Raw genomic sequence first — 25,701 nt, 5'->3', positions numbered from 1 at the left:
TCAACCCTGCCTTTCTTCCTTGAACTTAAGTTTTACCTCACCTTTGAAAACACGCTCGATATGCTTTTTCTGTTTTTCTGCCTGAGCCATTTCAGCTATTGCCCGTTCAGAAGCGTGTACTTCTATGTGAAATTGGTTGTTTACTTTTTCGATTGCAATATTTTTGACGACATTGCGCTTCGTCATATTCAAGGCATAAACAAATTTTAATATCGCCCCAAAGTCGCGCAGCTTTTTAAATTCCTCTTTTGAAATCCAGGAATCGAACGGACGTGCAAAACGCAAAAAGTAATCACGGTTTTTATATGATGCCAGCAATGCCAGTTTAATCCGGTTGAGATGGGACAAGCCTGGTATGGACTGGTTGGAAATCAAATAAAAAGTGTGCTGACTGGAGGAATCCAGCTCGATATATTCTCCGATTCCATACACTTTTGCTGCTTTCTTTAATAGTTCTAGATCTACTTCACTATATTCAAATAGCTTTAAATTAATACAGCCCTTATATAATTGCTCTGTCAGCGATTCCAGTGTCTGTACTTCCTCTTCCGTACGTCCATAGGCTAATGCAAGCTGCCGTCCGCTTTCTTCAAAAACATTGTACTTATCATAGGCGTGTGGATTATCTTGTAAAACACGGCTAATAATGAGCCCTTCCCGCAATCCCTTTTTACTGATAAGGAAAGAATTCGATTTTACAGTAGACAGGAGCGCCATAAAGACTTCCATTGCCGGAACGATAATATCTGCCCGGTCTGATGAAAGACCATCCAGTTGCCTCAAATTATCGTACGAAAATTCTGTCAAATAGTCGCGCAGTTGTTGTAAATCACTCAACGTCATTTCATATTGATGAACACCAGATAGTGGGTAGCCAATTTTTTGCTGGTGAACTTGGGCGATATTTCGTGCACTTCCCCCAATCGCAATCACCGGTAATCCTACATCGACGATCCATTTCAACGAAGCAAATTGTTCTTTCAAAAATGAACGCAGCTTCTCACGCTCGCTTTTATTTATAACCGTTCCGCTTACAAATTTTTGTTTTAAGGAAACAGTACCGAATGGAAAACTGATCGTTTTTTGGAGCTTTTTATTGATGAATAATGTAATCTCAGTTGAACCGCCCCCGATATCGATTGTCACTGCAGACGGGGTATCCATCGAATGGGCTACTGCAATAAATCCGTAATATGCTTCTTCTTCCTCGGTTAATATATCAATCAGAATGCCCGTTTCGTCTTTCATGCGGGTAATTATCTGCTCGTTATTGATCGCTTGACGTACTGCGGCAGTTGCAGCCGCTTTTACGTCCGTTACATCGTAATCCGCCAATATTAAGCGGAATGATTTTAACGTCTCAGCCAATAGCTGAATACCCTCTTCGGACATTTCACCATTTGGCAATAAATATGTGCGCAGTCGGGCAACGGTTTTAATATTACCGAATTCTTTTAACCCTTCGTTTTTATTATAGGAGTATAGTACAAGTCGAATCGTGTTAGAACCAATATCAATGATGGCTGTCTTATTTTTTTTCATCATCCGCTTCACTTCCTTCTGAATACCTTTGTATTCTTTTGCCCTCTTTTTTGCCCTTCAAGAAAAGTTGCTGCATTAGTTCAATATTCTTTAAGTCTCTTCTTTTTTTGTACAAAAAAGCCGGAATAACTTTTTCAAGGTATCCGGCTTTCTCATTATTTTATACATTTTAAAACAATGCATCAATTATTAGGCTAGTCTTTTATAGAATTAACTTATCCATACGTAAAATCAGTTCTGCAATTTCAGGTTTTGAAATTTGTTCTTCCGCTCCTACCTGTTCACCTTTATGACGCAAATCATCGGTAATCAGACTTGAGAAAATAATAACCGGAAGCTTTTTAAGATCTGGATGTGACTTAATTTTCTTTGTTAAATGATGTCCATCCATTTGAGGCATTTCAATATCAGTAACAACTAGCTGTACATGCTTTTCGATTTGTTTATCTGCTTTCGCCATCGCTTCCAGATATTCATATGCATCACGACCGTTTTCAAAAAACTCCGTGTTCACATAACCTGCTTCATTCATCGTATCGAACAGCAGTTTACGCAGTAACGGTGAATCTTCCGCGATAATAACTTTCTTTTCAGTACGTTCACGCTTGCCGAGCTTCTTCACAGCATCTACACTTATGCTAGATTCAGGATTAATGTCAACCATGATTCGTTCAAAGTCCAGTAGTAAAATCATTTCTTCTTGAGACTTGATAACGCCAATCACTTGAGATGCCCCACCTTGGTACATGTCCGAAGGTTTTTCAATCTGATCCCAAGAAATACGGTGAATTTGTGTAACATTGTCCACATGGAATACAACACGCTGCTTATTAAATTCCGCCACAATATATTTTTGCTGTGGGTTTCGGTTTTCTGTCGGTATGCCTAATACTTTCAACATATCTACAACCGGCAATACTTCCCCACGTAATTGAATAATGCCTTCAACATGCGGATGTACATGCGGAATAAATGTCACTGGTATAGGCTGAATAATCTCTTTTACTTTAATGACATTTATACCGAACTTATTGTTCGCCACCTCAAATTCAACGATCTCAAGCTCATTTGTTCCACTTTCTAGTAAAATCCCTTTCTGATTTTCCACTACATGTCTCTCCTTCCAAACTGCCACGCTTACAATAATCCTATTGTATCATAAGAACTATTTAACTACTATCTATTATTATGCCCTTTGTACTCACTCATAATACTTGATTAATGCTTGTGTCCCATTGTCACCATAACCTTCTTCAAGTAACTGATCGTACATAGATTTCGCTAAAGTTAAGCCTGGTAATTGGAGATTCATGCGTTCCGCTTCATCAAGCGCTATCTTTATATCTTTAATGATATGTTTAATATAAAAGCCTGGTTCCATATTCCCCTTCAACATACGTGGGGCAAGATTGGAAAGCGACCATGACCCTGCTGCCCCTGCTGTAATCGAACGAAGAACTTCTTCCATTGTGAGTCCCGCTTTTAAACCGTAAGCCATCGATTCACAAACACCAATCATGCCGGAAGCAATCGCAATCTGATTGCACATTTTCGTATGCTGCCCGCTGCCTGCAACACCTTGGTAAATAATATTTTGTCCAAACAGTTCGAAAATCGGCTGCATTTTTTCGAATATATCTTTGTCGCCGCCAACCATAAGCGATAACGTTCCATTTTTGGCACCGATATCTCCACCTGATACGGGTGCGTCAAGGCTATGTAATCCGCGTTCACTTGCCTCTTGATAAAGTTTTTTCGCAAGAGTCGGTTCGGATGTCGTCATATCAACAATAATCGCTCCTTGTTTCGCTGCAGAGAAAATACCGTTCTCTCCAGTATAAACTTCCTCGACATCTTTTGGATAACCGACCATCGTAAAGACAATATCCTGTTCTTTACTTGCTTGTGCCGGTGTTTCTGCCCATTTTGCGCCTGCTGTAATAAGATCTTCCGCTTTGCTTTTTGTTCTTGTATAAATTGTTACATCATGCCCGGCATTCAGCAAATGCACAACAATGCTTGCCCCCATAACGCCTGTGCCGATAAAACCTATTTTTTTGGATTCCATATGTATGCCCCTTTAGTATTTTCTTTTATTTTAACAAAACCAGCCAGAACTTCAATGTCAGTGTATTTTAATAATTCAAAATAAAATAGCACCGCTTCACTATAAGATAAATTTCTATACCATATTACATTTAAATCGGAAAATTTTGTTAGGGTTCTTTAGAGGAATTGGATGAATAAATTGAAATTTCGAGCATATATAAAAAAGAGAGCAGTAGCGTTGGTCCGCTTCTACTCTAAAGGGGGAAATGAGAATGTTGCTGTGTTCAAAATTACTCTTCCCTTCTCAGTACTGTTTTAAACATAAAATTTATAATTTTTTTTATTATTTAATGTTTATAAAACAGATGTGCACTTCTTGATTGATTAAAAGCATTCATCAGATTGTCTACTTGGATACTTAGCTCAAGTGTTTTGTGACTACGTAAACCATTTTCCAGACCCGATTGAATCATTTGTTCGCGCTTTTTTTCAATTTCCAGTAGTAGTGCCTCATTCGAGATAGGTCTACCCAATTTATTTCCTCCTTTTTTAGTCAATTACCATTATTATACCCATTTTGTAATCTTCTTACAAAAGAATCATTATTCAAAATTCGACAATTATTATGCCCTTGAGTTTTCCGAAAATGTATAAACAACATCCCCGCCTTGTTTTGCTTCACCACGGAAGTTTTTAAATTGTTCATCTTTCACAAGGTGTTCCCGGAACTGTAAAAATTCTTCTTTTTTTATAATCACAGATTGCAATTCACCGTTACGCAACTGATCGAGAATATTTTTATAGTCTGTCATCTGGATCCCTCTTTCCATTTTTTATGTGCATAAATCCAATATATCAAACTCTTAATCGAAAATATATTCCAAATAAACCCTAGTAAATTAATAAAATTATTCAAACTAATTGAATTTTGTAGTATAATTTCAAGCAAACTGTTAATTAGTAGTCGATGAAGGGACTGACTGTGTATGAAAATTGCGGAAGTTGGAAATATAATCGAGTTTAAAGACGGCTTAAAAGGAGTCGTTGAAAAAGTGAATGAGAATTCCGTTATCGTTGATATAACGATTATGGATAATTTCCATGATTTAGAAATGGAAGAGAAAACAGTTGTTAATCATAAACGGTATAAAATATTAGCTAATAACGAATAATTTAATGCAAATTACCCTTTTTAACATTGATATGATGATAAAAAGGGTAATTTTTGTTACGATACGTAAGGGGAGGTTAAGCTATTGAAAAACAGAAAACAAATCATTACACTCCTTCTGGCATTAGTTTTTATTTTCAGCATGATGTTTTTTACATTTTATGAAAAAACGATTTTCTGGTATTTATATGCCTTTACATTACTAGTTGGAATTTCAATCAGCTTAATGGCAGGTAAATTTGAAGATCGCATTCCAACTTGGCAGTATTTGATTTACGGTATTGGATACGGGACAATTACGTATGGTATTGTAAAACTCGGTTACATGATAATGCCTTATCTCGATAAAAATGCAGCAAAAGATATTACGAAATTTTTGGATGTATATGGTCCTCAAAATATTTTCCATTACTTAATGCTCATTTTTATTGTGGCAGTGGGAGAAGAAATATTTTGGCGGGGCTATGTTCAGCAGCAGTTAAAACAATTCACAACGCCTTTCTGGGCTGTCTTGATCACATCTTTACTATTTTCGCTGTCTCTAGCCATTAGCGGGTTCCTGCCGGGTGCTCTTGCAGCAATTATCGCCGGTATACTTTGGGGAGCTTTATATGAATGGAAAAAAAGTTTACCATTAATAATCGTTACCCATATTGTCTTTGTTTTACTATTATTTTTAGTTTTACCATTATTCTGATACAATTAAAGCAGAAACTTATCTTTCTAATTTCCGTCTATACAAGTAAAAGGGGGATCCATATGAAGAAATCAATTTATCAAGTCGGTGCCGTAGTAATTTTATCTGCATTTTTGGCAGCATGTAATACGGATACAGACGAGCCTACAACATCAAATGCAGCAAATGAAGAACCTGCCGAAACAGAAGAAGTGCAAAATGAAGAACAGCCAGAAACTACCGAGACGAATGAGACAGACGAATCGGATGACGCTTCTTCAGACCAGCAAGAAGAAGCTACTGAGACATCAGAAGAAACAAAAGCTGAACAAACAGATAAAGCCGATAATACTACATTGACATACATTTCAAATGGTCAGCCGTTTGAAGAAAAAGTAGTAACTTCTACAAGTGATGAAATGAATTACACGATTCAGCATTTTGAAAACTATACACTTACTTCAGAAGAACCAGGTGTTGACAGTTTATTAAATAATGCTGATGAAGCTACTTCAATGCAGATTGAAGTTGTACAAAAAGAAGATGTAACTTTTGATCAGTTAAAAGAATCTGCAAAAGAAACTATTTCTGCCATTGCACCTGATAGCACAAAAGATCTGGATTTGGCATCTACTTTAGAAGAACGTAAGGAAATTTCAAATATTGTTGGATATGAAGCTTTATTAGAAGATGAAAAGGTTGTAAAAGTTGTAATTGAACGTGAAAACCTATTTGTTACACTAACAATTTACGATAATGTCCAAGCTGACTTAACAGACGCCTTTTTACAAATGGGCTTAACAATTCAATAACCACTAAAAAGGACACCCGTAAATTCCGGGTGTCCTTTTATTGCTTAATAGGATAAATCTTTAATTGATAATCCTAATTTTTTTAATAACTCTATTGCTGTCTGTTTTTCTTCAGCTGTTAATACCCCTAAAAGTTCATGAATATTCTGTTCATGTTCAGGAAACAGTTTGTCCATAAACTCGGAACCAAGATCGGTAATTTCCGCGTATGTGACACGACGATCGGTTGGACACGAAACACGCGCTAAAAAATTGCGTTTTTCCAGCTTGTCCACAACGTAAGTAATCGACCCGCTCGCCAATAAAATTTTATTCCCGATCTGCTGCAGGGGCTGGCGTCCTTTATGATATAAAAGTTCTAAAACTGCGAATTCTGTAGGATTCAAACCATTTGCTTGTATAAATTGATTCGTAGCTTCACTTATCGCTTTATGAGCTCTTGATAATACAATAAATAATTTTAACGATTGCTTTACTTCCTCTGAAGCCATAAAAACCATCCTCTATTTTAAATAATCAATTACACTGTATGCAATTGCGTAGGATTTAAGGAGACCCTCATTGCCGGGACCGTCAGCTGTTGCCGGTAATATGACGTTCAGGCTAACTTCCTCTTTAAATTCCCTTCAATAATCTGTAATTCCTGCAAGAAGCTTGTCCACCATGAAATTGATACGCTTTCATTTCCGAGTGGAAGCGATGTTCTTACACTGAATTCTCCAGATTCCAGCTAGTATTTACTAAAACTGCTTAATGAAGATGTACATATTATAGCGATGGATTGGAAGTTTTGTCAAAATCACTTCGAAATTGCCGCCATTCTAGCCACTCTCATTGAAAAAGAAGGAGAAGAATTTAAATATTCAATTTCATTACGTAAATCAAAATCAATTAAAAACTTAGATCCTGCACCTTGCTCACTCTCAATGTGAAGAGTCCCATTATGTTCTTTAACGACAGATTGTACAAGCATTAATCCCAGCCCGGATCCTGTTTCCTTTGTTGTATAAAAAGGATTTAATGCATTTTCTATATCAACCGCATTCATCCCTTTACCACTATCCTCAACTGAAAGCTGCAGCGTATTTTTGCCTCGGTAAACTAAACGTACGACAATGTAATTATTCGTATCCATAGCTTCGATCGCATTTTTCAGCAAGTTAATAATCATTTGCATCAGGCGATTAAAGTCACCATTAATTTTGTATTCTACTTTTTCGTCAAATTCAAATAAAATCATAGCATTTGTTTTCATTGCAAGAGGTTGCATACGCTGAATTGCCTCGTCTACAACTTCCTTCATATCAAGCATTTGGAATGCTTGTTTCTTTGGTTTTGAAATGTTCAGAAGATCCCCCAATAAATCATCCATGCGCTTCAATTCCGATTCAAGAATTTTAAAGTAAGGATATTCCTGCTCATTTAAACTGCTCTTAATCATTTGGATAAAACCTTGAATCGATGTCATTGGATTTCGTATCTCATGGGCAATCGAAGCAATATTTTGACCAATAAATGATAACGATTGCTGATGCTCGATTCTTTTCAACAGCATCATCTCTTCTGTTTGATCAATAATTGTTGTGACCAAGATCCCTAAATTTTCATCTACTTTACTAATAAAATTTAAATAGACCGTATTTCCATCTTCTGTTTTTCTCATAACAAAAATACTGGCCATTTCCCTGTTGGAAATCTTTTTATAATATTGAGTGATGACCTGGGAATCATATTGGCAGTCTTCAAATAGATAATCATAGCTTCTATTCTCTATTTGAGATGCTTTGCGATCAAGTAAATGTAATGCCATAGCATTGCCAGATATAATCTTTCCATTCAGCATTGTCAATATTACGCCTTGCGCCATTCCATCTATTAAATTCTGAAACATCACTGTTTTACTTTTTTCTTCAAATGAAATGACATTGGAAGGGTTTACCTGAATCCTAGTAAAGATTAGTTGTTTATGTTCCAGATAATGGCCCCAAACTTGAACCGGTATTTTTTGGTGATATTTATTTATTAATGTATACGTTGCAGTAGATGTTGAATTTTCAATTACAGAACTGATAAATCTCTCCCACTCACCACTAATCTTATCCGCACTTTCCCAAAAGCACTTCGGTAAATGGACAGATTGCAATATTTCATTCGCCTTACTATTCATGAATTCAATTTTTCCTTGGCGGTTCAATATAATGATTTGTTCGTTGGATTGCTGAAAAAGCTCTTCTAACATATAATTCAATTGGCCTTCCACTACACATATTACCCCCCAATTTTAGATATTATAGAATTTTCAGAATTGTATACTTACCGTATATTATTTCATATTACTATTTGGAATAAAATGGGCATATTCTCCCATATTGTTTGTATCTGTTTACACTGCTACAATAGACTTTATGAAGAGGAGAATAAAATTATGAAAACTATATTAAGTACACTCAATGCAAAATATATTCATACTAATTTAGCGATTCGCTATTTAAAAGCAGCAGCACAACCTGAATTCGACTGTGAGCTTGCTGAATATACAATTAAAGACCCTGCTTTCAACATCGTATCCGACCTTTTCCAAAAGAAACCCGATGTTGTCGGATTCAGCTGTTATATTTGGAATATTAATGAGACAATTGCGGTAATTCGTATGCTAAAAACGGTATTGCCTGATGTCAAGATTGTATTAGGCGGTCCGGAAGTTTCCTATGATGTCCATGAATGGATTCGCAAACATGAAGAAATCGACTTCATTATAATGGGCGAAGGGGAAGTTTCATTTAAAGAAATGCTTCGTCATTTCAATGGTGAGATTCCGCTCGAAAAAGTACCCGGTATTTGCTATTTAGAAGAGGGAAAATTAAAAATCCATGCACAGCCACCTAAAATCGATTTACGGGAAATTGCTACCCCTTTCCGATTTGAAGAAGACCTGCCCCACCTTGGCAAACGAATTCAATATATTGAAACAAGCCGCGGCTGTCCGTTCAGCTGTCAATTCTGCTTATCTTCTATTGAAGTAGGTGTTCGTTATTTCAACCGTGAGAAGATCAAAGAAGATATTCGCTACTTAATGAATAACGGGGCAAGAACGATTAAATTCGTTGACCGTACCTTTAATATTAGCCGCAGTTATGCGATGGAAATGTTCCAGTTTTTAATTGACGAACATCAGCCAGGTGTAGTATTCCAGTTCGAAATCACGGCAGACATTATGCGTCCGGAAGTTATCCAATTTTTGAATGATAATGCTCCGAAAGGGCTGTTCCGTTTTGAAATCGGTGTCCAGTCAACGAATGACTTAACGAACGATCTTGTAAAACGTCGACAAAACTTCGAAAAGCTTACACGTACTGTTACGATGGTAAAAGAAGGCGGCAAAATCGACCAGCATCTTGATTTAATTGCCGGATTGCCGGAAGAGGATTATTCGTCATTCCGTAAAACATTCAATGATGTATTTGCGATGCGCCCGGAAGAGCTTCAGCTTGGCTTTTTGAAACTGCTGCGCGGGACAGGATTACGCCTGGAAGCCGAAAAGTACGGCTACACATATGTTGATATTTCGCCATATGAAATTTTCTCAAATAATGTATTAACATTTGATGATATTGTCCGTATTAAACATGCGGAAGATGTACTGGAAAAGTATTGGAACGCACACCGTATGGACAATACAATTGAATATTTAGTAACAGAAGTATTTGAAACGCCTTTCGACTTCTTCCAAAGCTTCGGCACATATTGGGAAACAAAAGGCTGGTCACGTATCGGACATCAGCTAGAAGATTTATTCCGCCGTTTACTTGAGTTCCTTCAAACGGTCGAGCATGCCGACTTAGAAGTCATTACAAGCCTAATGAAATATGACTTCCTTCAAGGTCAGCAATTCCAGCCGCGTAAACTTTGGTGGGATGACCGTCTTTCTGAAATTGAGATGAAAGATGCCTATGCACGTATTAAAGAAAATCCTGCTCTTGTAGGTGAGGAATTTGAAGCAATGCAAATTACGGAACGCGAATTATTCAAGCATTCCTTAATTATTCCGTTCCACATCGATTTACAAAATTACGAAGTCGGTGCACCACAAAAGAAAACGGGCTATTTATTCACATACTTCCGCAATGGACAACAGCCTTACTTCAGCACATTCAATTAATCAATAGTGGCTGTAATCTAACCCCAAAAAGCTATTTTTCTCTGAGAGAAAAATAGCTTTTTTACTGAACGTTCTAATGGATTTCCATTCCGGGACGCTTTCCGCGGGCGTGAAGCCAACAGGATGTTGGTCACAAAAGCGTTGCCACAGGACGTGGCGTTAGAAATATACGGTTTCTTAATTAAGACATATGTCCCCACATCATTTTATGAACGATAAACTTACTTTTTATTCGAGTTAGAATCCGTTTGCTTTTTTTGTGGGCTATTTTTCGATTGTTCTTCCGTTAGATCATTGTCTTCGCGAAGATCCAAATCATCCGGGTTTAATTCTGGTCCAACTTCCTCTTTCATGTTTTGTCGGTCATTCCCTTTCTTTTTCTCCATATATATCACCTCCATTTTATAAATTAACCATTCGGCTAATATCTATTCCGCCGATATGATTAAACAGAGCTGCAATCAGCCTACTCGTTTTATACCCCAAAAAAGAGGGCATAATTCAAATAAGATGAAAGGAGTGCTATTTTTGAAAATATTTTTAGTTATTTCTAGCATTGTTGTTCCGCTTATTATGGTTCTTATACGAAAGAAAATCAGCAAGTCCGCACTTGTCTTCAATATACTTGCTGTTATTTTTGTTATCATTTTCGGCAGTATTGCATCCACTTCGATTTATCAGATCATCATTGATGACGCAGTATTTATGACAAAAATTCACGGATTATTTTTAAATGAGCTCTTTTTAATTTCCGGTGCATATATCGGAGTATTTACTATTTACAGGCTGATGATTCTCACATTGCAGGAAAAATAACTGTCCTTAAAAAAGAACGCCCATTCCCTTATAGGAAATGGACGTTTTTACGCATTCTATCATACTATTTACCCGATAATGATTCTTTCCTTCGGGTAGTGGTACTTCTTCTTCTGGGCAGACCCGCCGATTGAATAAAGGAAAGAAATGAGTCCTACACGCCCTACAAACATGAGCACCATAATGACCATTTTACCGAAGGCCGTCAAGTCCTCTGTTATACCGAGCGACATCCCGCACGTTCCGAATGCTGAAGTGATTTCAAATATAACTTCCATCATCGTTGCACGGGTTTCTGTAATAAACAATACCATCGCAGCACCGAGCACCATAATAATCGCAAAAATCAGCACCGCAAACGAACGGAATACATCGATTACATGAATTTCCCGGTTAAATATTTGAATTTCCGACTGCCCGCGGGAAAATGCGATTAAAAATAAAATGACGATTGCAAATGTCGTTGTGCGAATTCCGCCTCCTACAGAACTTGGTGACGCCCCGATAAACATGAGCGCACTCATAAAGAGCTGTGTCGCCTCATTAAAAGATGTTACGTCAAAGGTAGTCAAACCGGCCGACCTGGTGGAAACCGATTGGAACATGGCCGTAAACAAGGCTTCATGCCATCGCATCCCTTTAAATGACTGGAAGGATTCAATAATAAAAATAACAACTGAACCGAAAATAAATAAGCCGACATACGTGAATGTCGTAACCTTTGTAAATAAGCTAAAACGAAAAGCCGGATCCTTTTTCGTTAAATAAGCCTTCACTTCAATTAATACCGGAAAACCGATTGCACCTAGAAAAATTAAAATCATACAGACAAATTGGATGAAATAATCATGGTGGAATGGTTCCAGACTCATTCCCGTAATATCAAAGCCTCCGTTTGTTGTCGATGAAATGGCAGCAAACAACCCATTAATCGACGACTCTTCCCATGTCGCAAAATAACGCTTAAAGTGAACCGTTAATATAAAGGCACCGGTAAATTCAATCATAAACAGCAGTTTGGCAATTTGACGAATTAATGCTACAACACCTGATAAATTGTACTGATTATGGTCAATCATAATCAGCTGCCGTTCACGCATACCGATTTTCTTTCCAAACAACAGCCATAAAAACGTACCGATGGACATAATCCCGATCGCACCAAATTGCAGAATGAGCAAAATCATTGCAAGCCCAAAGCTACTGTAGGTCTCTGCAACAGTCACAGTCGTTAAACCCGTTACACTAACGGCACTAACCGCCGTAAATAAACTGTCCAAAAACGATACGTGGACGCCTTCCTGATGTACCCCCGGGAGACGCAGCAATAAAAATGAAATTAAAATGGCTACAGAATAATAAGTGATTAAAATTTGGAAAGGCGTGACTTTCCGTTTTTCGAATTTTTTAAAAGGCATATAGTGGCCTCCGATATTTTATTACATTTTTTCTAGTATAATGAATAACGTGAAAAATGAAAAGAAGACACTTCTAATAGTAGAAGTATCTCCTAAATTATTTATTATTCTGCTTTTGCTTTTTTGTTTTTGTACACACTTACTAAATAGCCGCCCACAGCAAGTCCAAGCAGCACGACCCAGAAGATCGCTTTCCATGTTGTAGAATGTGGGAAATGCGGGTCAATAATAGCCAAGTTCTCATGTCCTAAAGCAAGTACAGCCAATTTGACACCTACCCAGCCTACAATTAAAAAGGCTGCAGTTTCCAATGTCGGATAATCGTTCAACAGCTTAACAAACATTTGTGCCGCGAAACGCATAATGACAAGCCCGATAAAACCACCAAGGAACATAACAGCAAATGGACCTGCATTAATTCCGCCAATATGGTAGTCACTAATATGCGGTAACGTCATAGCAATCGCTACTGCTGCAAGCATTGAGTCAATTGCAAACGCAATATCCGCAAGCTCTACTTTTAATACAGTCATCCAGAAACCAGAACCTTTACCTTCTTTAATTTCCGACTCTTCATCCTGCTTTTTAAAGTGATTATCGTATAGATGTTTTATGGATATGAATAATAGATAAGCCGCACCAAGCGCTTGAATTTCCCAGTATTTCGCTAAGAACGTAATAAGGAACAGTGCGATGAAACGAAACACGAACGCACCGAATAATCCATAAAATAATGCCTTTTTCTGTTGTTCTTTTGGTAAATGTTTAACCATTACTGCCATTACAACTGCATTATCTGCAGCTAATAGCCCTTCAAGGAATACTAATACAAGTAAGACCCATGCATATTCTAATAAAATTGCTTCCATGAAATTTCTCCTCCTTATTATTTACTTGTACCCAATTAATTAGGCGTTAATAATATAAACTTGAAAAAATACCCTTTTTGGCCAAAAAAGAAAAGACCTCTGCCTATGTAATATAGGCAAAGGTCTTGCTAAGCACATAATGCTATCACACCCGATGGCTCCTAACCATGTAATGACGAATGTGAAGTAAGTACATTTAAATATAGCGCTTATCTATAAAGACAGGCTGCTACTTAAATTTCTTATAGCTACTCCCCTCTGACAAATGTCAATGGATATTCAATTCAATTATTATATTATTATTTTACCGATAACAACTGAAAAAATCAAACGATTCTTTCCTATTTCATCAACATTTTACCATAACAATCTTCACATACTGCTTTCCGAGCTATTGTTTTGCTTCCTTTTCAATCAAGCTGTAGATGATCGGTACGATAAATAAAGTTAAAATTGTTGAACTGATCAGCCCTCCAATAACAACAACTGCCATTGGCTGATTGATTTCAGTTCCTTCGCCAATTCCTAATGCTAATGGTACCAACCCTAAAATCGTCGTTAGAGCCGTCATTAATATCGGTCTCATCCGATCCTGCGCCCCGGTAATAATCGCATCGGTTTTATTTAATCCGAGCTGTCGTTTTTGATTAATATAGTCAATAAGCACAATACCATTGTTCACAACAATCCCTACTAATATAAGGATTCCGATAATGGCTGTGACACCAAGCAATGTATTTGTTACAAACAATGAAATCGCGACACCGATGATCATTAGCGGTACACTGAAGATCATGACAAAAGGCAGCTTAAACGATTCAAATTGAGCACCCATTACTAAATAAATAAGTATGACCGCAAGTAGAATAGCCAAAATCATATCTTGTTTTGCACTGTCAAATAATTCACGGTCCCCGCCAAAGACAATTCTCGATGTTGCAGGAATTCCCCCTTCTTCAATCGCATCATCCACTTTTCGGGAAATGCCGCTGAGCGATTCGGACGTATCGTATTTTACAAATACAGCAACGGCCGATGCCTGATCCGATCTCCGGATAGCCGTTTGGGTTTCTTTTATTTCAACCGATGCCAGCTGCTGCAGTTCGACAAACACCCCGGCATTTGTTCGAAGCTTCATCGCTTTAAGTGCTTCCACATCCTCACGGTACGCTTTTCCGAAACCAGTGTATACTCCCAGTACTTCACCATCTTCGGCAATAATCTGCGTTGTAAATGCACCTCGTGTCATCATATTGACGGTTTGTGCGATTTGTGCAGGCATTAGCCCATATTGAAGTGCATCTTCACGGTTTACTTCAATTTGAATTTCTTCTTGCACTTCATCCAAATCAGTCGTTACTTCTATGACCGAATCGATATTTGCTACACGTTCCTGGATGGATGCGACCGTTTTTTGCAGCTGAGGCTCATTGCTGTCTGTCACACGGAATGTTAAGGAGTTCGGTGTTGATCCGGAAGAAGACGACAATGAAAACGTCACTTCAGCACGCTCTCCGATTTCCTGCTGTACTTGTTTTTCAAACTGTTCTACAAACTCGAAAATGGAACGATCTCGTTCCCCTAATTCAACGAGCTTGACTGAAATCTCCCCTTCATTTTGTTCACTAGTACCTCGAGATAAAGATTGCTGATTTCCTCCAATTAGACTGACCACTACATCCACTTCATCATAATCCTTCGCCATCTCTTCAATTTCCGAAACTATCTGTTCTGTTTTCTCAACCGTTGCACTGTTCGGAAGCTCGACGGACAGTGATACAAACCCTTCATCTGTAGGCGGTAAAAACTCTGTACCTGTTTTATATATTGTAAAACCGGAGATACCCACCAAGACAATTGTGATAATTAAAATGAGGGCACGTCTCTTTAATCCCCATTCCAGCGCTTTCGTATAATTTCGATACAGCCAAGATTCCTGACGCTTCTTCACTACCGTAGCAGGTTTTGTACGTAAGAAACGGCTGGCCAGCATTGGAACAACTGTTAATGCCACAAAAAGAGAAGCGATTAAACTGAACGAAATCGTTAATGCAAACTCGACAAATATTTGTCCAATTAACCCACTTATAAAAATGACTGGTACAAATACCGCAATCGTCGTGACAGTAGAAGCTGTAATTGCTAAAGCAACTTCCTTTGTACCATTAACTGCTGCTTCTTTCGGATTCTCTCCAAGCTCTAAATGACGCTCAATATTTTCTATTACAACAATGGCATTATCCACAAGCATCCCGATACCAAGTGCAAGTGCACCGAGTGTCATAATATTTAAAGAGAAGTCCGCAAAAAACATAAGTACAAACGTTACGATGACCGAATAAGGAATCGCAATCCCGATAATAAGCGGACTTTTTATTCCGGACAAAAAGAAGAAAAGGACAAGCATCGCAAACAGTCCGCCAAAAATAAGCGAAGAGCTGATATTGCTGATTGCCAATCGTACATAGTCCCCCTGATCAAATAAAATAGTCGCCTCAATGCCATCATATTGGGGCTCATCTAATAATTGGCCAAGCTCCTTTTGAAAAGTTTCGGATACATTTGCGGTATTTGCTCCAGACTCCTGCAAAACCGAGATAAGTACAGCCTGCTGGTCATTGGCCCTTGTAATCGTGTTCGTTTCCTGTTCTTTTCGTTCTACGTTTGCTATATCCTGAACTTTAATTGACTCACCTGTTAACGGATTGACCGAAAGCACAACATTCGCTATTTCTTCCGGACTTGTAAACAAGCTGACCACCCTTGTAGTTAACAGCTGATTATCTTTTGTACTTAGCTCTGCACCCGGCATGGAAATATTGCTCGCCTGGATAATTTGCATTACATCATCTTGCGTTAAATTATTTTGCTCAAGCTTTTCGGCATCCAGCTCAATCTGAACTTCTTCAACAATTTCACCGGAAACGGTTACACTGGCCACCCCTTCAGTCCGCTGTAATTCCTGCTCAAGCGATTCGGCGATTTGCCGGATATCGACTTCTTCCCTATCTGCTGACAGTGCCAATTGAATAATCGGAAACTGTGATGGATCAAACTTTAAAAAGTTTGGTGTTCCCGCATCTTCAGGAAGCGGAACAAGGTCAATACGCTGCAAGATGTCCATTTGAACATCATCCATATTCGTTGACCAATCAAACTCCAAAATTATGAGATTCGAGCTTTCCAGCGATGTCGACTGCACTCGTTTTATCCCCGGCAATGTGGCCAGAGATGCTTCAAGCGGCTTTGTCACTTTTTCATTTACTTCTATCGGACTTGCACCCGGATAGTTTGTTACAACAACCCCTATCGGCGGATTTAAATCGGGTATTAACGTAACAGGTATTTTAAATAATGAAACGGCACCGAGTATTAGCACGAAAATCATTGAAACAATTGTAAATACCGGGCGTTTTATAGAAAACTTGCTTATATTCATCGGTGCAAAGTCCTTTCAATTTGTCTTTATATTCATTAAAATTCGGGTAGAGCTATCTTTTTCCCTTTTATCATCCGACAAAACTTACATTTTTACAGCAAAATGTTACAAAAAATCATACAAAGTAGGCATGGTTTTATTAGTCTGGATTTTCAGCTCCAGTGAATTCCTTGCTGGAATGCATTGCCTACACTACAAGCTACGGGGGTCCATTTATGTGTTTAATTGCATTTTCCTATAAAGTTCATCCATCTTATCCGCTCATCGTCGTTGCGAACCGTGACGAATTTTACGACCGGCCGACAGCAGCTGCCCATTTTTGGGAAGATGAACCTGAAATATTAGCCGGACGAGATTTACGTCAGCAGGGCAGCTGGATGGGGCTGTCAAAAAATGGCCGTTTTGCTGCCATTACAAATTACCGTGATCCGCGCCTTCCTGAAACCGGCCAATTGTCACGTGGAGAAATTGTACGGTTGTTTCTAACTGCTACAGAATCGACAGACGCTTTTATCCAGTCACTGCGTTCAAAAAGAGATTTGTATGGAGGTTTCAATGTTTTGCTTTATGACGGTGAAGACATGCATCATTACAATAATATTTACGATGAACACAGTATGATAGAAAGCGGAATTCACGGTGTGAGTAACGCTACTTTCAATACACCATGGCCAAAAGTAACTGCTGCTAAAACTGTATTGGAAAATACAGTCGAAGAAGATGCAGTCGAAATGAATACACTCATCTCGCTTTTGGCAAATGCTGAAATCGCACAAGATGAAGTATTGCCAAATACTGGTGTAGGTATCCATCTGGAAAGATCCTTATCCGCCCAATTTGTAAAACTTCCTAATTACGGTACGCGCTGCTCCACATCTATTGTTTTCAAAAATAATGGAGAGATTGATTTTCTAGAACGGACATATGAAAACGGGAAATTTAAATTTGACCGTTCTTACCGTATTAATGCGGGAGAATAAGTAATTGGCAAATAACTGAGACCGGGAAGGAGTTCTACTTTCTATCATAACTATTCTAATATCCGGACCCGGTTCTCTTTTTTCACACTTTTGTTCCACTTTCCGGATGAATAGTTCCATTTTTACCGCATAACATTCTACTTTTCTCTCTTTACTTTCTACATTTAATTCGTAAACTTCTAATAAATTTTCGGGTTCCACTTCTCTCTATTTCGTTCCACATTTCGGTCATAACATTCTACTTTGACACCGGGGAGTTCTACTTTTCGCTTTTTCTTTTCTATATTTCAGTCTAAAACTTCTAATAAACGCCTTGCTCACGACACCCTCATTCCCTCAAAACGTAAAAAACCCCGGCAATTCTCTTACAAAGAAAATTGCCGGGGCTTATTAATTATTCAATTATAGCAAGCTGTATAATTGAATGTTTTCGTTTTTCTCAGAGAACCAGCGCATCGCAAATTCGTTTTCGAATAAAAATACTTTATTATCGAAACGGTCTTTCACAAGCATTGAACGCTGAGAATGCATTGAATCTTTCACATCTTCTTCGTTTTCAATCCAACGTGCAATTTTGCTGCCAATCGGCTGCATAATTACTTCAACGTTGTATTCGTTAATCATTCGGTGCTGGAATACTTCAAACTGTAATTGACCAACCGCACCAAGAATTACTTCTTCAGTATGCATTGTTTTGAAATACTGAATTGCTCCTTCTTGTACTAATTGCAGCACACCTTTTTGGAATTGCTTCCCTTTCATTACGTTTTTCGCCGAAACTTTCATGAAAATTTCAGGTGTGAATTGAGGTAATTTTTCAAAGTTGAATGTTTTCTTGCCGCCGACTACCGTATCTCCAATTTGATACGTACCTGTATCATAAAGACCGATAATGTCACCAGCAACAGCTTCATTTACTGTTTCACGATCATCTGCAAGGAACTGTGTTGACTGTGTCACTTTGAACGATTTACCTGTACGTGAAAGTGTCATGTTCATACCGCGCTCAAATTTACCTGATACGATACGCACGAATGCAATACGGTCACGGTGTGCCGGGTTCATATTCGCTTGAATTTTGAAAATGAATCCAGAAAATTCGCCATGATCAACAGGATCGATAAATTGCTCATCTTCCGTAATACGAGGTTGAGGAATCGGTGCAAATTTTAAATACGTATCAAGGAATGTCTGTACACCGAAATTCGTTAATGCCGATCCGAAAAATACCGGTGTCAATTCACCACGAGCAATTTTATCTTCTGAATATTCATTTCCAGCTTCATTCAGAAGTTCGATATCGTCGATTGCCTGTGAATAATACGATGTTTTTTTCATATCGTTATCAACAGCTAGATGTCCTTCTTCATCAAGTGGCAAGTAGCGGTCACCTTCTTCTACTCGGAACTGCTCGATACGCTTGTTGTAACGGTCGTAAATTCCCAGGAACTCTTTCCCCATACCGATCGGCCAGTTCATTGGATATGCATTAATGCCAAGCACTTCTTCCAATTCTTCAATAAGCTCCAGTGGCTCTTTCCCTTGACGGTCCAATTTGTTGATAAATGTAAAAATCGGAATACCGCGCATTTTACAAACTTTGAATAGCTTTAATGTTTGGGCCTCGATCCCTTTAGCCGCATCGACTACCATGACAGCCGAATCTACAGCCATTAACGTACGGTACGTATCTTCCGAGAAGTCTTGGTGTCCTGGTGTATCCAGAATGTTTACACGGCAGCCTGAGTAATCGAATTGCATAACAGAAGAAGTAACCGAGATCCCACGTTGTTTCTCGATTTCCATCCAGTCAGATGTCGCAAACTTTCCTGACTTCTTTCCTTTTACTGTTCCTGCGTCACGAATCGCTCCACCGAATAATAGTAATTTTTCTGTAATCGTCGTTTTACCAGCATCCGGGTGACTGATGATGGCGAATGTACGACGCGATAATATATCTTGTTCTAAAGTCATTAATTTCGTCTCCTTTTTTCATACTTTCTTATTTTAAAAGACAACAGTCATTAGTTACAACCTTTTTTACTTTGATAGGCTCATTTTACGTAATCTCCGCAATACTTTGAAAAGCATAAAACCGATTACAATGGCGATTGCATTTAATAATATATCATCGACATCTATACTACGACCAATAAAATATTGAGTCCCTTCAATAAATAAAGGAATCGTAAACGCGACGACATGCATGATGCGCCATCCTCTGAAATTTTTCCATAATAGCGGAATAAAGAAACCAAAAGGTATAAACAGGACAATATTGCCTGCCAAATTATAAAATGCAATATTAGCCAATGGTCCATTCAATTGGTCATAATACAGCATAATTGTTTGTAATGGGGTAAAATTGCTGCGCACATATGCGGTGGAAGTATCAAAAATGATCTGTCCATTCGACATTTGGAAATCTGGAATAATCGTTTGGGAAAAGATACTGACACTGTAAAAGAAAAATAAAAGCATTGTCAATTCGCGCCACGCGTATCTAGTTTTATTTTTCATATAAAACACGCGCAATATGCAATAAATCGGGAAGCTTACAGTGCAGTACGCAATCATACTAAGTAAAAATGAATAGATCATTTTTGTCACCTCCAAAAAAATCCACCGCTAACGCTATTACGTTAACACGGTGGATTTGAAAAAATTATAGCATAATCTATACAAATTTTAACTTTCCAGCTTCAATCGCAATTTTCGCATCACTATGCGGATATTTTGTATTTTCGATAATTTGGTAATCCTCATGACCTTTACCAGCGAAAATAATGATATCACCAGGATTTGCAACACTTACCGCATGTCTAACGGCTTCGGCACGGTCACCGATACAGGCATAATTTTTATGTTTCATACCTTTTGCCAAATCACCTGTAATACTGTCAAATTCCTCATAGCGTGGATCATCCGTTGTCAAGACTACATAATCTGCAACCGATGCTTTTTCTGCCATTGTCGGACGTTTTGTTTTATCCCGTCCGCCACCAGTGCCAACAAGGAAAATTAATTTATTTTCCGGTTTTTTATATGGCATTGCCGCATTGATCGCTTTTTCAATCGCATCCGGTGTATGAGCATAGTCGATGAACATTTGAATCGGTAAATCCGATTCTACTTTCTCCATACGCCCTTTGACTGGCGGCAGCATTTCAATTTGTTCAATAATAACATCAATCGGGAAACCGCGGGCATAGAACACGGCTGTTGCTGCAAGGACATTGTAAATATTAAATTCGCCCAGTAAATGCATCGATACCGGGAATGTACCCTCCGGTGTTTCCATATCGAATCGCGTCATTCCATTTTCATAATTGCAGTTTACTGCACGGAAAATCGCATTATTATGCAATCCGTAAGTCCAAATTGGGAACGGTGTCATTTCCGCATAGCGCTCAGACCAAGGATCATCAGCATTTAAAACGACATGCTTGTTCTTCTCCAAGTCTTGTCCAAGCTGAGAAAACAGCAAACCTTTTGTGTTCCCGTAGTTTTCCATCGTACCGTGGAAATCTAAATGATCGTGCGTTAAATTCGTAAATACCGCCACATCGTAGTCAACACCGGCTAAACGGCCCAATGCTAAACCATGTGATGAAACTTCCATCACCATTGCACGGCAGCCTTCACTTTTTGCACGGAAAATCATCTGTTGTGTATTTAATGAATCACTTGTCGTGTTTGCCGATTCGTACAGCACACCATTTAAATTAAAACCGATTGTTCCTGACAATGCCGATTTTTCGCCAAGTCCGATTAATATATTGTGGATAATTCCAGATACACTCGTTTTCCCATTTGTACCTGTAACTCCGATCATCATAATATCCTTCGATGGATAATCAAAAAACTTTGCCGCTAAAATGCCAAGTGTACGTGTCGTATTTTTTACGATTACTTGTGCAATTTCTCCATCCAACTGTAATAGACGTTCTGTAACAATTACAGTTGCACCTGCATCAACTGCCTTTTGAGCATAGTCATGCCCGTCCACTGTAAAACCTTTTATACATATAAATAAACTGTTTGGCTGAACACTGCGCGAGTCAATTGCAATATCTTTAATCAGTTTCGGTAGTTGACCTACAACTTTCTTTTGCATCAGTGTACTTAAAAGTTCTTCTGCATACATAATTCTTTCCCCCACAATTGCAATATAATTGCGAATGATAATTTTCTTCTATGTACTAATCATCATACTGTGCATAGATTGAAATTTCCACGCTTTTCAACATCTGTAATGTTTCCGTATAAAATAAACATGTTTGCAATATAAGGACTATGGACATATAATACATAAGTTCATTTTTCTCATTATTGACTCAATATACAGAAATTAAGAACTAAAATTATATTAAAATAGAGACTCCGTTTTATTTCCTTATTTAATTTATTTATACGATATATATATCATATCAAAATTCGCCATTTATCGACATCATGAATTACTGTATCATTATAGTTAATATTACTTATCCGAGGTGTTTTATGCAGCAACATGAAATTTTGAATAAGCGAAATTTGCTTATGATAATCACCTATATTTTTTCCGCTATTGTATTTGCTGTTGTAATTACTTCACAGCTTTTGAAGCATCATCCTACTTTTTTGATTGTATGTGTTGTAAGCAGTCTTCTGCTCGTAGCATTTTACAATGTTAAATTGCCGCCAAAAACCCTGCAAATAATTATAATCGTCTGTTGGCATTTACTTGCTTTTCTTTTTAATTTTCAAAGTGTTAGTATTATTACCTTTTATGCATTTCTTTATATTATCGCAATTTTAACAATTTACCGTTCATCATTAATCTTAGCTATTAATATATTTTTAATACTTTTGGAGATTTTTATTTTATATAAATTATCATTTTTCTCTTTTTCATTATTTAATTCAAAGGATCATTTCCTGTTTTTCAGCTTTTTAATAGTAATTTGTATTGTTAGTATTGGTCAGAGCTTTTTCATTAAGCACATCTGGATGAAGCTAGAGAAAAATGCGATTGATCGTGAAAATTATTTGAATTCCAAACATGCCTATTTAAACTTATTTTTTGAACAGGCAAATGATGCAATTGCTGTATTTGATTTGGAAGACCGTGTTATTGCGGTCAATCCTGCATTCGAGAAATTGTATGGCTGGTCTAAGGAGGAGGCATTAGGGCGTGTTTTACCGCTGATTCCCCCGGAAAATGAGGAAGAATCGAAGCAAAGGAAAGATGATTTAATGCTCGGAAAAAAATATCGGCTCCATGAAACGACCGATATGAGAAAAGACGGCACTTTTTTTGATGCACAGATTTCATTGTCACCTATTTTGAGTCCGCATGGTGAGATTATCGGATCGTCTGTCATTTCACGGGACATCTCCTACATTAAAGAAAATGAAAATCTGATTTTGCAGTCGGAAAAATTACGGCTTGTCGGAGAGCTTGCCGCGGGTGTTGCTCATGAAATCCGCAATCCAATGACGGTAATTTCCGGCTATGTTCAAATGATGAACGAAGATCCGGATTCGCCTTACTATGAGTATACAAAACTCATTCAAAATGAAACCGAGCGAATTGAATTAATTTTATCGGAGTTCCTTGTACTATCAAAACCTCAGGCTAATCAGTATGCGCCGATTAATTTGGCGGAAGCTTTATCGGAGGTCGTCCAGTTTCTTCAATACGAGTTCCAGTCAAAAGCGATTTCCTTAAAAATTATTAATGAATTTTTGAACATTACAATTTTAGGAAATAAAAATCAACTCAAGCAGGTGTTTATTAATTTATTCAAAAATGCGATCGAAGCGATCAATGAAGATGGTTCCATTACATTGCAAGTATGCAAAAGTAAAGAGGAAAAAGAAATTCGTATTCAAATTATTGATACGGGATGTGGTATTCCACAACATGTGCTGGACCGGATGTTCGAACCTTTCTATACGACGAAAACAAATGGAACAGGGCTTGGCATGATGATTATCAATAAAATTGTACAAGATCATCAAGGGTCCATCCAAATTAAAAGCAAGCAGCATGTCGGTACTGAAATATTATTAACGTTTCCGATAATGACAGAATAATAGATGAAGGCTTTCCTGAATTTAACGGGAAAGCCTTCTTTTCATTATTTCATAATTGTACGGACTAGCTTTACTTTTTGCTTGTATGGTGGATATAGCAGACTATTTGCCAGTTTATTAGAACGGTGCAAAATGGATTTCGGGTGTGTGAAGTTTTCAAAACTTGCTTTTCCGTGGTATGCTTTCACACCTGAAGGCCCCACTCCGCCAAACGGTAAATGCGTGTTACCGACATGCGTAATGACATCATTTATACACCCTCCGCCAAACGGAAGCTCTTCTAAAAAGTAATCGATGGCTTTTTCATTTTCCGAGAACAAATAAGCACTTAACGGTTTCGGCAATTGACGAATTTCATGAATCGCTTTTGGCAAATTTTCATACGTCATAACCGGTAAAATTGGTCCAAACAATTCATCTTCCATCGAAGGTCGATCCCACGTAATATTTTCCAGCACAGTCGGTTCCATATATAAATCTTCTCGGTCTGTACGGCCACCATATACGACCGTATCTCGTTCCCTATCTAAAATAGTCTGCAGTCGGTCGAATTGGCGTTCATTAATAATACGCCCGTAGTCCTTACTTTGCTGTGGATCATCACCGTAAAATTCTTTGATCGCTTTTTTTACAAGACGCGAAAACTTTTTCGCAACGCTTGTATGGACAAGAACATAATCAGGCGCTACACATGTTTGTCCTGTATTATTGAATTTCCCCCATACAATCCGTTTAGCCGCTACATCCAGATTTGCCGTCTGATCGACAATTGCCGGACTCTTTCCACCCAATTCCAATGCAATCGGCGTAAGGCGTTCTGCAGCTGCTTTTGCCACAACCTTCCCTACCGCTACACTTCCCGTAAAGAAAATATAATCAAAAGATGCGTGAATCAATGCCGTTACTTCATCCTTTTCCCCTTCTACAACACGTACATATTCGGAAGGGAATACTTCTTCCAGGATTTTTTTCGTAATAAATGCTGTATTTTCGGCAGATTCCGATGGTTTAACAATCGCCGTATTTCCTCCGATAATCGCACCGATCAACGGCTCCATAATCAATTGGAATGGATAGTTGAATGGCCCGATGATTAATGTCACTCCATATGGTTCACGTACAACATAGCTTTTTGCTGGCTGGAAGTGGAGCGGTGTTTTGACAGGCTGCGGTTCCATCCAGCTATTTATATTTTTTAAAAAATAGGAAATACTATCATAAACAATACCGATTTCAGTTGTGAATGCTTCAAACTCGCTTTTTCTTAAATCGAGAGCTAAAGCTTCAATTACTTGATCTTCATATTTTTTTATTGTTTCCTTTAATTTTACGAGCTGTTCTTTACGAAATTCTACATCTTTTGTAGCGCCCGTAAAATAAAAAGCACGTTGATTTTCGATCATTTGTTCAACATCATTTGCAGTAAAATTCATTTTTTTCATCCTTCCCAAAATTAATATCCGTGACTTATACAGAGATCCAGCTTCATTCATCAACTATTAAAAGAAAATAATCATTTTTATTGAATGAAGATAAATGCATGCATAAATTATAGCTGTTCACACATATTAACTATAGTAATAACTACTACAAAGTTTTAAAAATATCCTGCAAGAAAAAGGAGGCTTCATGATTAAATTGTCTTAATTTTTAATGAAATGTTTATAAATAAAGACATATGGGAATTTC

The 25,701-nt window shown here is 37.8% G+C and carries 22 protein-coding genes; 7 read left to right on the top strand and 15 right to left on the bottom strand.

Annotated features, from left to right (window positions below; translation table 11 throughout):
* The 5 genes from MKY71_RS04080 to MKY71_RS04060 form a co-directional block, all read right to left on the bottom strand.
* Complete coding sequence (locus MKY71_RS04080) at nucleotides 1-1,542, bottom strand: Ppx/GppA family phosphatase (RefSeq protein WP_340733612.1); 1,542 nt, start codon at nucleotides 1,540-1,542, stop codon at nucleotides 1-3.
* A gap of 202 nt (nucleotides 1,543-1,744) precedes the next feature.
* A complete protein-coding gene (locus MKY71_RS04075; RefSeq protein ID WP_339175378.1) occupies nucleotides 1,745-2,650 on the bottom strand; it encodes a chemotaxis protein in 906 nt (301 codons plus the stop codon).
* Between the two features lie 93 nt (nucleotides 2,651-2,743).
* Nucleotides 2,744-3,610, bottom strand: a complete 867-nt coding sequence (locus tag MKY71_RS04070; protein ID WP_340731695.1) for an NAD(P)-dependent oxidoreductase — start codon at nucleotides 3,608-3,610, stop codon at nucleotides 2,744-2,746.
* A gap of 328 nt (nucleotides 3,611-3,938) precedes the next feature.
* Entirely contained in the window at nucleotides 3,939-4,124 is a 186-nt protein-coding gene (locus MKY71_RS04065) for an aspartyl-phosphate phosphatase Spo0E family protein (RefSeq protein WP_340731694.1), read from the bottom strand.
* A gap of 90 nt (nucleotides 4,125-4,214) precedes the next feature.
* Entirely contained in the window at nucleotides 4,215-4,403 is a 189-nt protein-coding gene (locus MKY71_RS04060; RefSeq protein WP_339175374.1) for a hypothetical protein, read from the bottom strand.
* Nucleotides 4,404-4,577: 174 nt separating this feature from the next.
* Here MKY71_RS04060 and MKY71_RS04055 point away from each other — a divergent pair, with 174 nt between their 5' ends.
* The 3 genes from MKY71_RS04055 (at nucleotide 4,578) to MKY71_RS04045 (ending at nucleotide 6,250) form a co-directional block, all read left to right on the top strand.
* Complete coding sequence (locus tag MKY71_RS04055) at nucleotides 4,578-4,763, top strand: YkvS family protein (protein WP_008403508.1); 186 nt, start codon at nucleotides 4,578-4,580, stop codon at nucleotides 4,761-4,763.
* Between the two features lie 84 nt (nucleotides 4,764-4,847).
* The gene (locus tag MKY71_RS04050) at nucleotides 4,848-5,459 is read left to right on the top strand and encodes a CPBP family intramembrane glutamic endopeptidase (RefSeq protein ID WP_340731693.1); all 612 of its coding nucleotides are present in this window, start codon (nucleotides 4,848-4,850) and stop codon (nucleotides 5,457-5,459) included.
* Between the two features lie 62 nt (nucleotides 5,460-5,521).
* Nucleotides 5,522-6,250 (top strand): chemotaxis protein, encoded by a 729-nt coding sequence (locus MKY71_RS04045; protein ID WP_340731692.1) that lies wholly within the window; start codon nucleotides 5,522-5,524, stop codon nucleotides 6,248-6,250.
* Nucleotides 6,251-6,294: 44 nt separating this feature from the next.
* On the opposite strand, the gene MKY71_RS04040 is transcribed toward MKY71_RS04045, so the two are convergent.
* Both MKY71_RS04040 and MKY71_RS04035 read right to left on the bottom strand, forming a co-directional pair.
* The gene (locus tag MKY71_RS04040) at nucleotides 6,295-6,741 is read right to left on the bottom strand and encodes a MarR family winged helix-turn-helix transcriptional regulator (RefSeq protein ID WP_339197916.1); all 447 of its coding nucleotides are present in this window, start codon (nucleotides 6,739-6,741) and stop codon (nucleotides 6,295-6,297) included.
* Between the two features lie 308 nt (nucleotides 6,742-7,049).
* Entirely contained in the window at nucleotides 7,050-8,510 is a 1,461-nt protein-coding gene (locus MKY71_RS04035; protein ID WP_340731691.1) for an ATP-binding protein, read from the bottom strand.
* Nucleotides 8,511-8,675: 165 nt separating this feature from the next.
* Between MKY71_RS04035 and MKY71_RS04030 the strand changes: the two genes are divergently transcribed.
* The gene (locus tag MKY71_RS04030) at nucleotides 8,676-10,409 is read left to right on the top strand and encodes a B12-binding domain-containing radical SAM protein (RefSeq protein ID WP_340731690.1); all 1,734 of its coding nucleotides are present in this window, start codon (nucleotides 8,676-8,678) and stop codon (nucleotides 10,407-10,409) included.
* A gap of 221 nt (nucleotides 10,410-10,630) precedes the next feature.
* On the opposite strand, the gene MKY71_RS04025 is transcribed toward MKY71_RS04030, so the two are convergent.
* Nucleotides 10,631-10,795: a hypothetical protein gene (locus tag MKY71_RS04025; RefSeq protein WP_340731689.1), complete on the bottom strand. Its 165-nt coding sequence runs from the start codon at nucleotides 10,793-10,795 to the stop codon at nucleotides 10,631-10,633.
* A 142-nt stretch (nucleotides 10,796-10,937) separates the two neighbouring features.
* Between MKY71_RS04025 and MKY71_RS04020 the strand changes: the two genes are divergently transcribed.
* Nucleotides 10,938-11,225, top strand: a complete 288-nt coding sequence (locus MKY71_RS04020) for a transposase (protein WP_339197911.1) — start codon at nucleotides 10,938-10,940, stop codon at nucleotides 11,223-11,225.
* A gap of 68 nt (nucleotides 11,226-11,293) precedes the next feature.
* Here the strand turns inward: MKY71_RS04020 and MKY71_RS04015 are convergent, their stop codons facing one another.
* The 3 genes from MKY71_RS04015 to MKY71_RS04005 all read right to left on the bottom strand — a co-directional run bounded on the left by MKY71_RS04015 (nucleotide 11,294) and on the right by MKY71_RS04005 (nucleotide 16,951).
* Nucleotides 11,294-12,643 carry a TrkH family potassium uptake protein gene (locus MKY71_RS04015; protein ID WP_340731688.1) on the bottom strand — a complete coding sequence of 450 codons (1,350 nt, stop codon included), beginning with the start codon at nucleotides 12,641-12,643 and terminating at the stop codon, nucleotides 11,294-11,296.
* A gap of 104 nt (nucleotides 12,644-12,747) precedes the next feature.
* Nucleotides 12,748-13,512 (bottom strand): TerC family protein, encoded by a 765-nt coding sequence (locus tag MKY71_RS04010; RefSeq protein ID WP_339197909.1) that lies wholly within the window; start codon nucleotides 13,510-13,512, stop codon nucleotides 12,748-12,750.
* 391 nt (nucleotides 13,513-13,903) lie between these two features.
* Nucleotides 13,904-16,951 (bottom strand): efflux RND transporter permease subunit, encoded by a 3,048-nt coding sequence (locus MKY71_RS04005; protein ID WP_340731687.1) that lies wholly within the window; start codon nucleotides 16,949-16,951, stop codon nucleotides 13,904-13,906.
* A 215-nt stretch (nucleotides 16,952-17,166) separates the two neighbouring features.
* Between MKY71_RS04005 and MKY71_RS04000 the strand changes: the two genes are divergently transcribed.
* Nucleotides 17,167-17,931, top strand: coding sequence for an NRDE family protein (locus tag MKY71_RS04000; protein WP_340731686.1), 765 nt, complete (start codon nucleotides 17,167-17,169; stop codon nucleotides 17,929-17,931).
* Nucleotides 17,932-18,333: 402 nt separating this feature from the next.
* Here the strand turns inward: MKY71_RS04000 and MKY71_RS03995 are convergent, their stop codons facing one another.
* The 3 genes from MKY71_RS03995 to MKY71_RS03985 form a co-directional block, all read right to left on the bottom strand.
* On the bottom strand, nucleotides 18,334-19,905 hold the full coding sequence (locus tag MKY71_RS03995; protein ID WP_340731685.1) for a peptide chain release factor 3: 1,572 nt from the start codon (nucleotides 19,903-19,905) through the stop codon (nucleotides 18,334-18,336).
* Between the two features lie 66 nt (nucleotides 19,906-19,971).
* On the bottom strand, nucleotides 19,972-20,532 hold the full coding sequence (locus tag MKY71_RS03990; RefSeq protein WP_340731684.1) for a VanZ family protein: 561 nt from the start codon (nucleotides 20,530-20,532) through the stop codon (nucleotides 19,972-19,974).
* A 76-nt stretch (nucleotides 20,533-20,608) separates the two neighbouring features.
* Complete coding sequence (locus MKY71_RS03985) at nucleotides 20,609-22,078, bottom strand: UDP-N-acetylmuramoyl-L-alanyl-D-glutamate--2,6-diaminopimelate ligase (RefSeq protein WP_339197897.1); 1,470 nt, start codon at nucleotides 22,076-22,078, stop codon at nucleotides 20,609-20,611.
* Nucleotides 22,079-22,434: 356 nt separating this feature from the next.
* Between MKY71_RS03985 and MKY71_RS03980 the strand changes: the two genes are divergently transcribed.
* Entirely contained in the window at nucleotides 22,435-24,012 is a 1,578-nt protein-coding gene (locus MKY71_RS03980) for a two-component system sensor histidine kinase NtrB (protein WP_340731683.1), read from the top strand.
* Nucleotides 24,013-24,056: 44 nt separating this feature from the next.
* Here MKY71_RS03980 and MKY71_RS03975 read toward each other — a convergent pair whose 3' ends face one another.
* Nucleotides 24,057-25,445: an aldehyde dehydrogenase gene (locus tag MKY71_RS03975; RefSeq protein WP_340731682.1), complete on the bottom strand. Its 1,389-nt coding sequence runs from the start codon at nucleotides 25,443-25,445 to the stop codon at nucleotides 24,057-24,059.
* Nucleotides 25,446-25,701: the final 256 nt, after the last annotated feature.

The organism is Solibacillus sp. FSL W7-1324, assembly GCF_038008025.1.
Lineage (GTDB): Bacteria > Bacillota > Bacilli > Bacillales_A > Planococcaceae > Solibacillus.
Note: the sequence above shows the minus strand (reverse complement) of the source record. Positions and strands in the feature narration are given on the sequence as shown.

Excerpts from the sequence above, each read along its gene's own strand:
- MKY71_RS04045 (WP_340731692.1), top strand. The coding sequence starts at position 5,522 with ATGAAGAAATCAATTTATCAAGTCGGTGCCGTAGTAATTTTATCTGCA.
- MKY71_RS03985 (WP_339197897.1), bottom strand. The coding sequence starts at position 22,078 with ATGTATGCAGAAGAACTTTTAAGTACACTGATGCAAAAGAAAGTTGTA.
- MKY71_RS04015 (WP_340731688.1), bottom strand. The coding sequence starts at position 12,643 with ATGCCTTTTAAAAAATTCGAAAAACGGAAAGTCACGCCTTTCCAAATT.
- MKY71_RS04060 (WP_339175374.1), bottom strand. The coding sequence starts at position 4,403 with ATGACAGACTATAAAAATATTCTCGATCAGTTGCGTAACGGTGAATTG.
- MKY71_RS04080 (WP_340733612.1), bottom strand. The coding sequence starts at position 1,542 with ATGAAAAAAAATAAGACAGCCATCATTGATATTGGTTCTAACACGATT.
- MKY71_RS04055 (WP_008403508.1), top strand. The coding sequence starts at position 4,578 with ATGAAAATTGCGGAAGTTGGAAATATAATCGAGTTTAAAGACGGCTTA.
- MKY71_RS04005 (WP_340731687.1), bottom strand. The coding sequence starts at position 16,951 with ATGAATATAAGCAAGTTTTCTATAAAACGCCCGGTATTTACAATTGTT.
- MKY71_RS03990 (WP_340731684.1), bottom strand. The coding sequence starts at position 20,532 with ATGATCTATTCATTTTTACTTAGTATGATTGCGTACTGCACTGTAAGC.
- MKY71_RS04010 (WP_339197909.1), bottom strand. The coding sequence starts at position 13,512 with ATGGAAGCAATTTTATTAGAATATGCATGGGTCTTACTTGTATTAGTA.
- MKY71_RS03975 (WP_340731682.1), bottom strand. The coding sequence starts at position 25,445 with ATGAATTTTACTGCAAATGATGTTGAACAAATGATCGAAAATCAACGT.
- MKY71_RS03980 (WP_340731683.1), top strand. The coding sequence starts at position 22,435 with ATGCAGCAACATGAAATTTTGAATAAGCGAAATTTGCTTATGATAATC.
- MKY71_RS04040 (WP_339197916.1), bottom strand. The coding sequence starts at position 6,741 with ATGGCTTCAGAGGAAGTAAAGCAATCGTTAAAATTATTTATTGTATTA.
- MKY71_RS04030 (WP_340731690.1), top strand. The coding sequence starts at position 8,676 with ATGAAAACTATATTAAGTACACTCAATGCAAAATATATTCATACTAAT.
- MKY71_RS04025 (WP_340731689.1), bottom strand. The coding sequence starts at position 10,795 with ATGGAGAAAAAGAAAGGGAATGACCGACAAAACATGAAAGAGGAAGTT.
- MKY71_RS03995 (WP_340731685.1), bottom strand. The coding sequence starts at position 19,905 with ATGACTTTAGAACAAGATATATTATCGCGTCGTACATTCGCCATCATC.
- MKY71_RS04070 (WP_340731695.1), bottom strand. The coding sequence starts at position 3,610 with ATGGAATCCAAAAAAATAGGTTTTATCGGCACAGGCGTTATGGGGGCA.
- MKY71_RS04000 (WP_340731686.1), top strand. The coding sequence starts at position 17,167 with ATGTGTTTAATTGCATTTTCCTATAAAGTTCATCCATCTTATCCGCTC.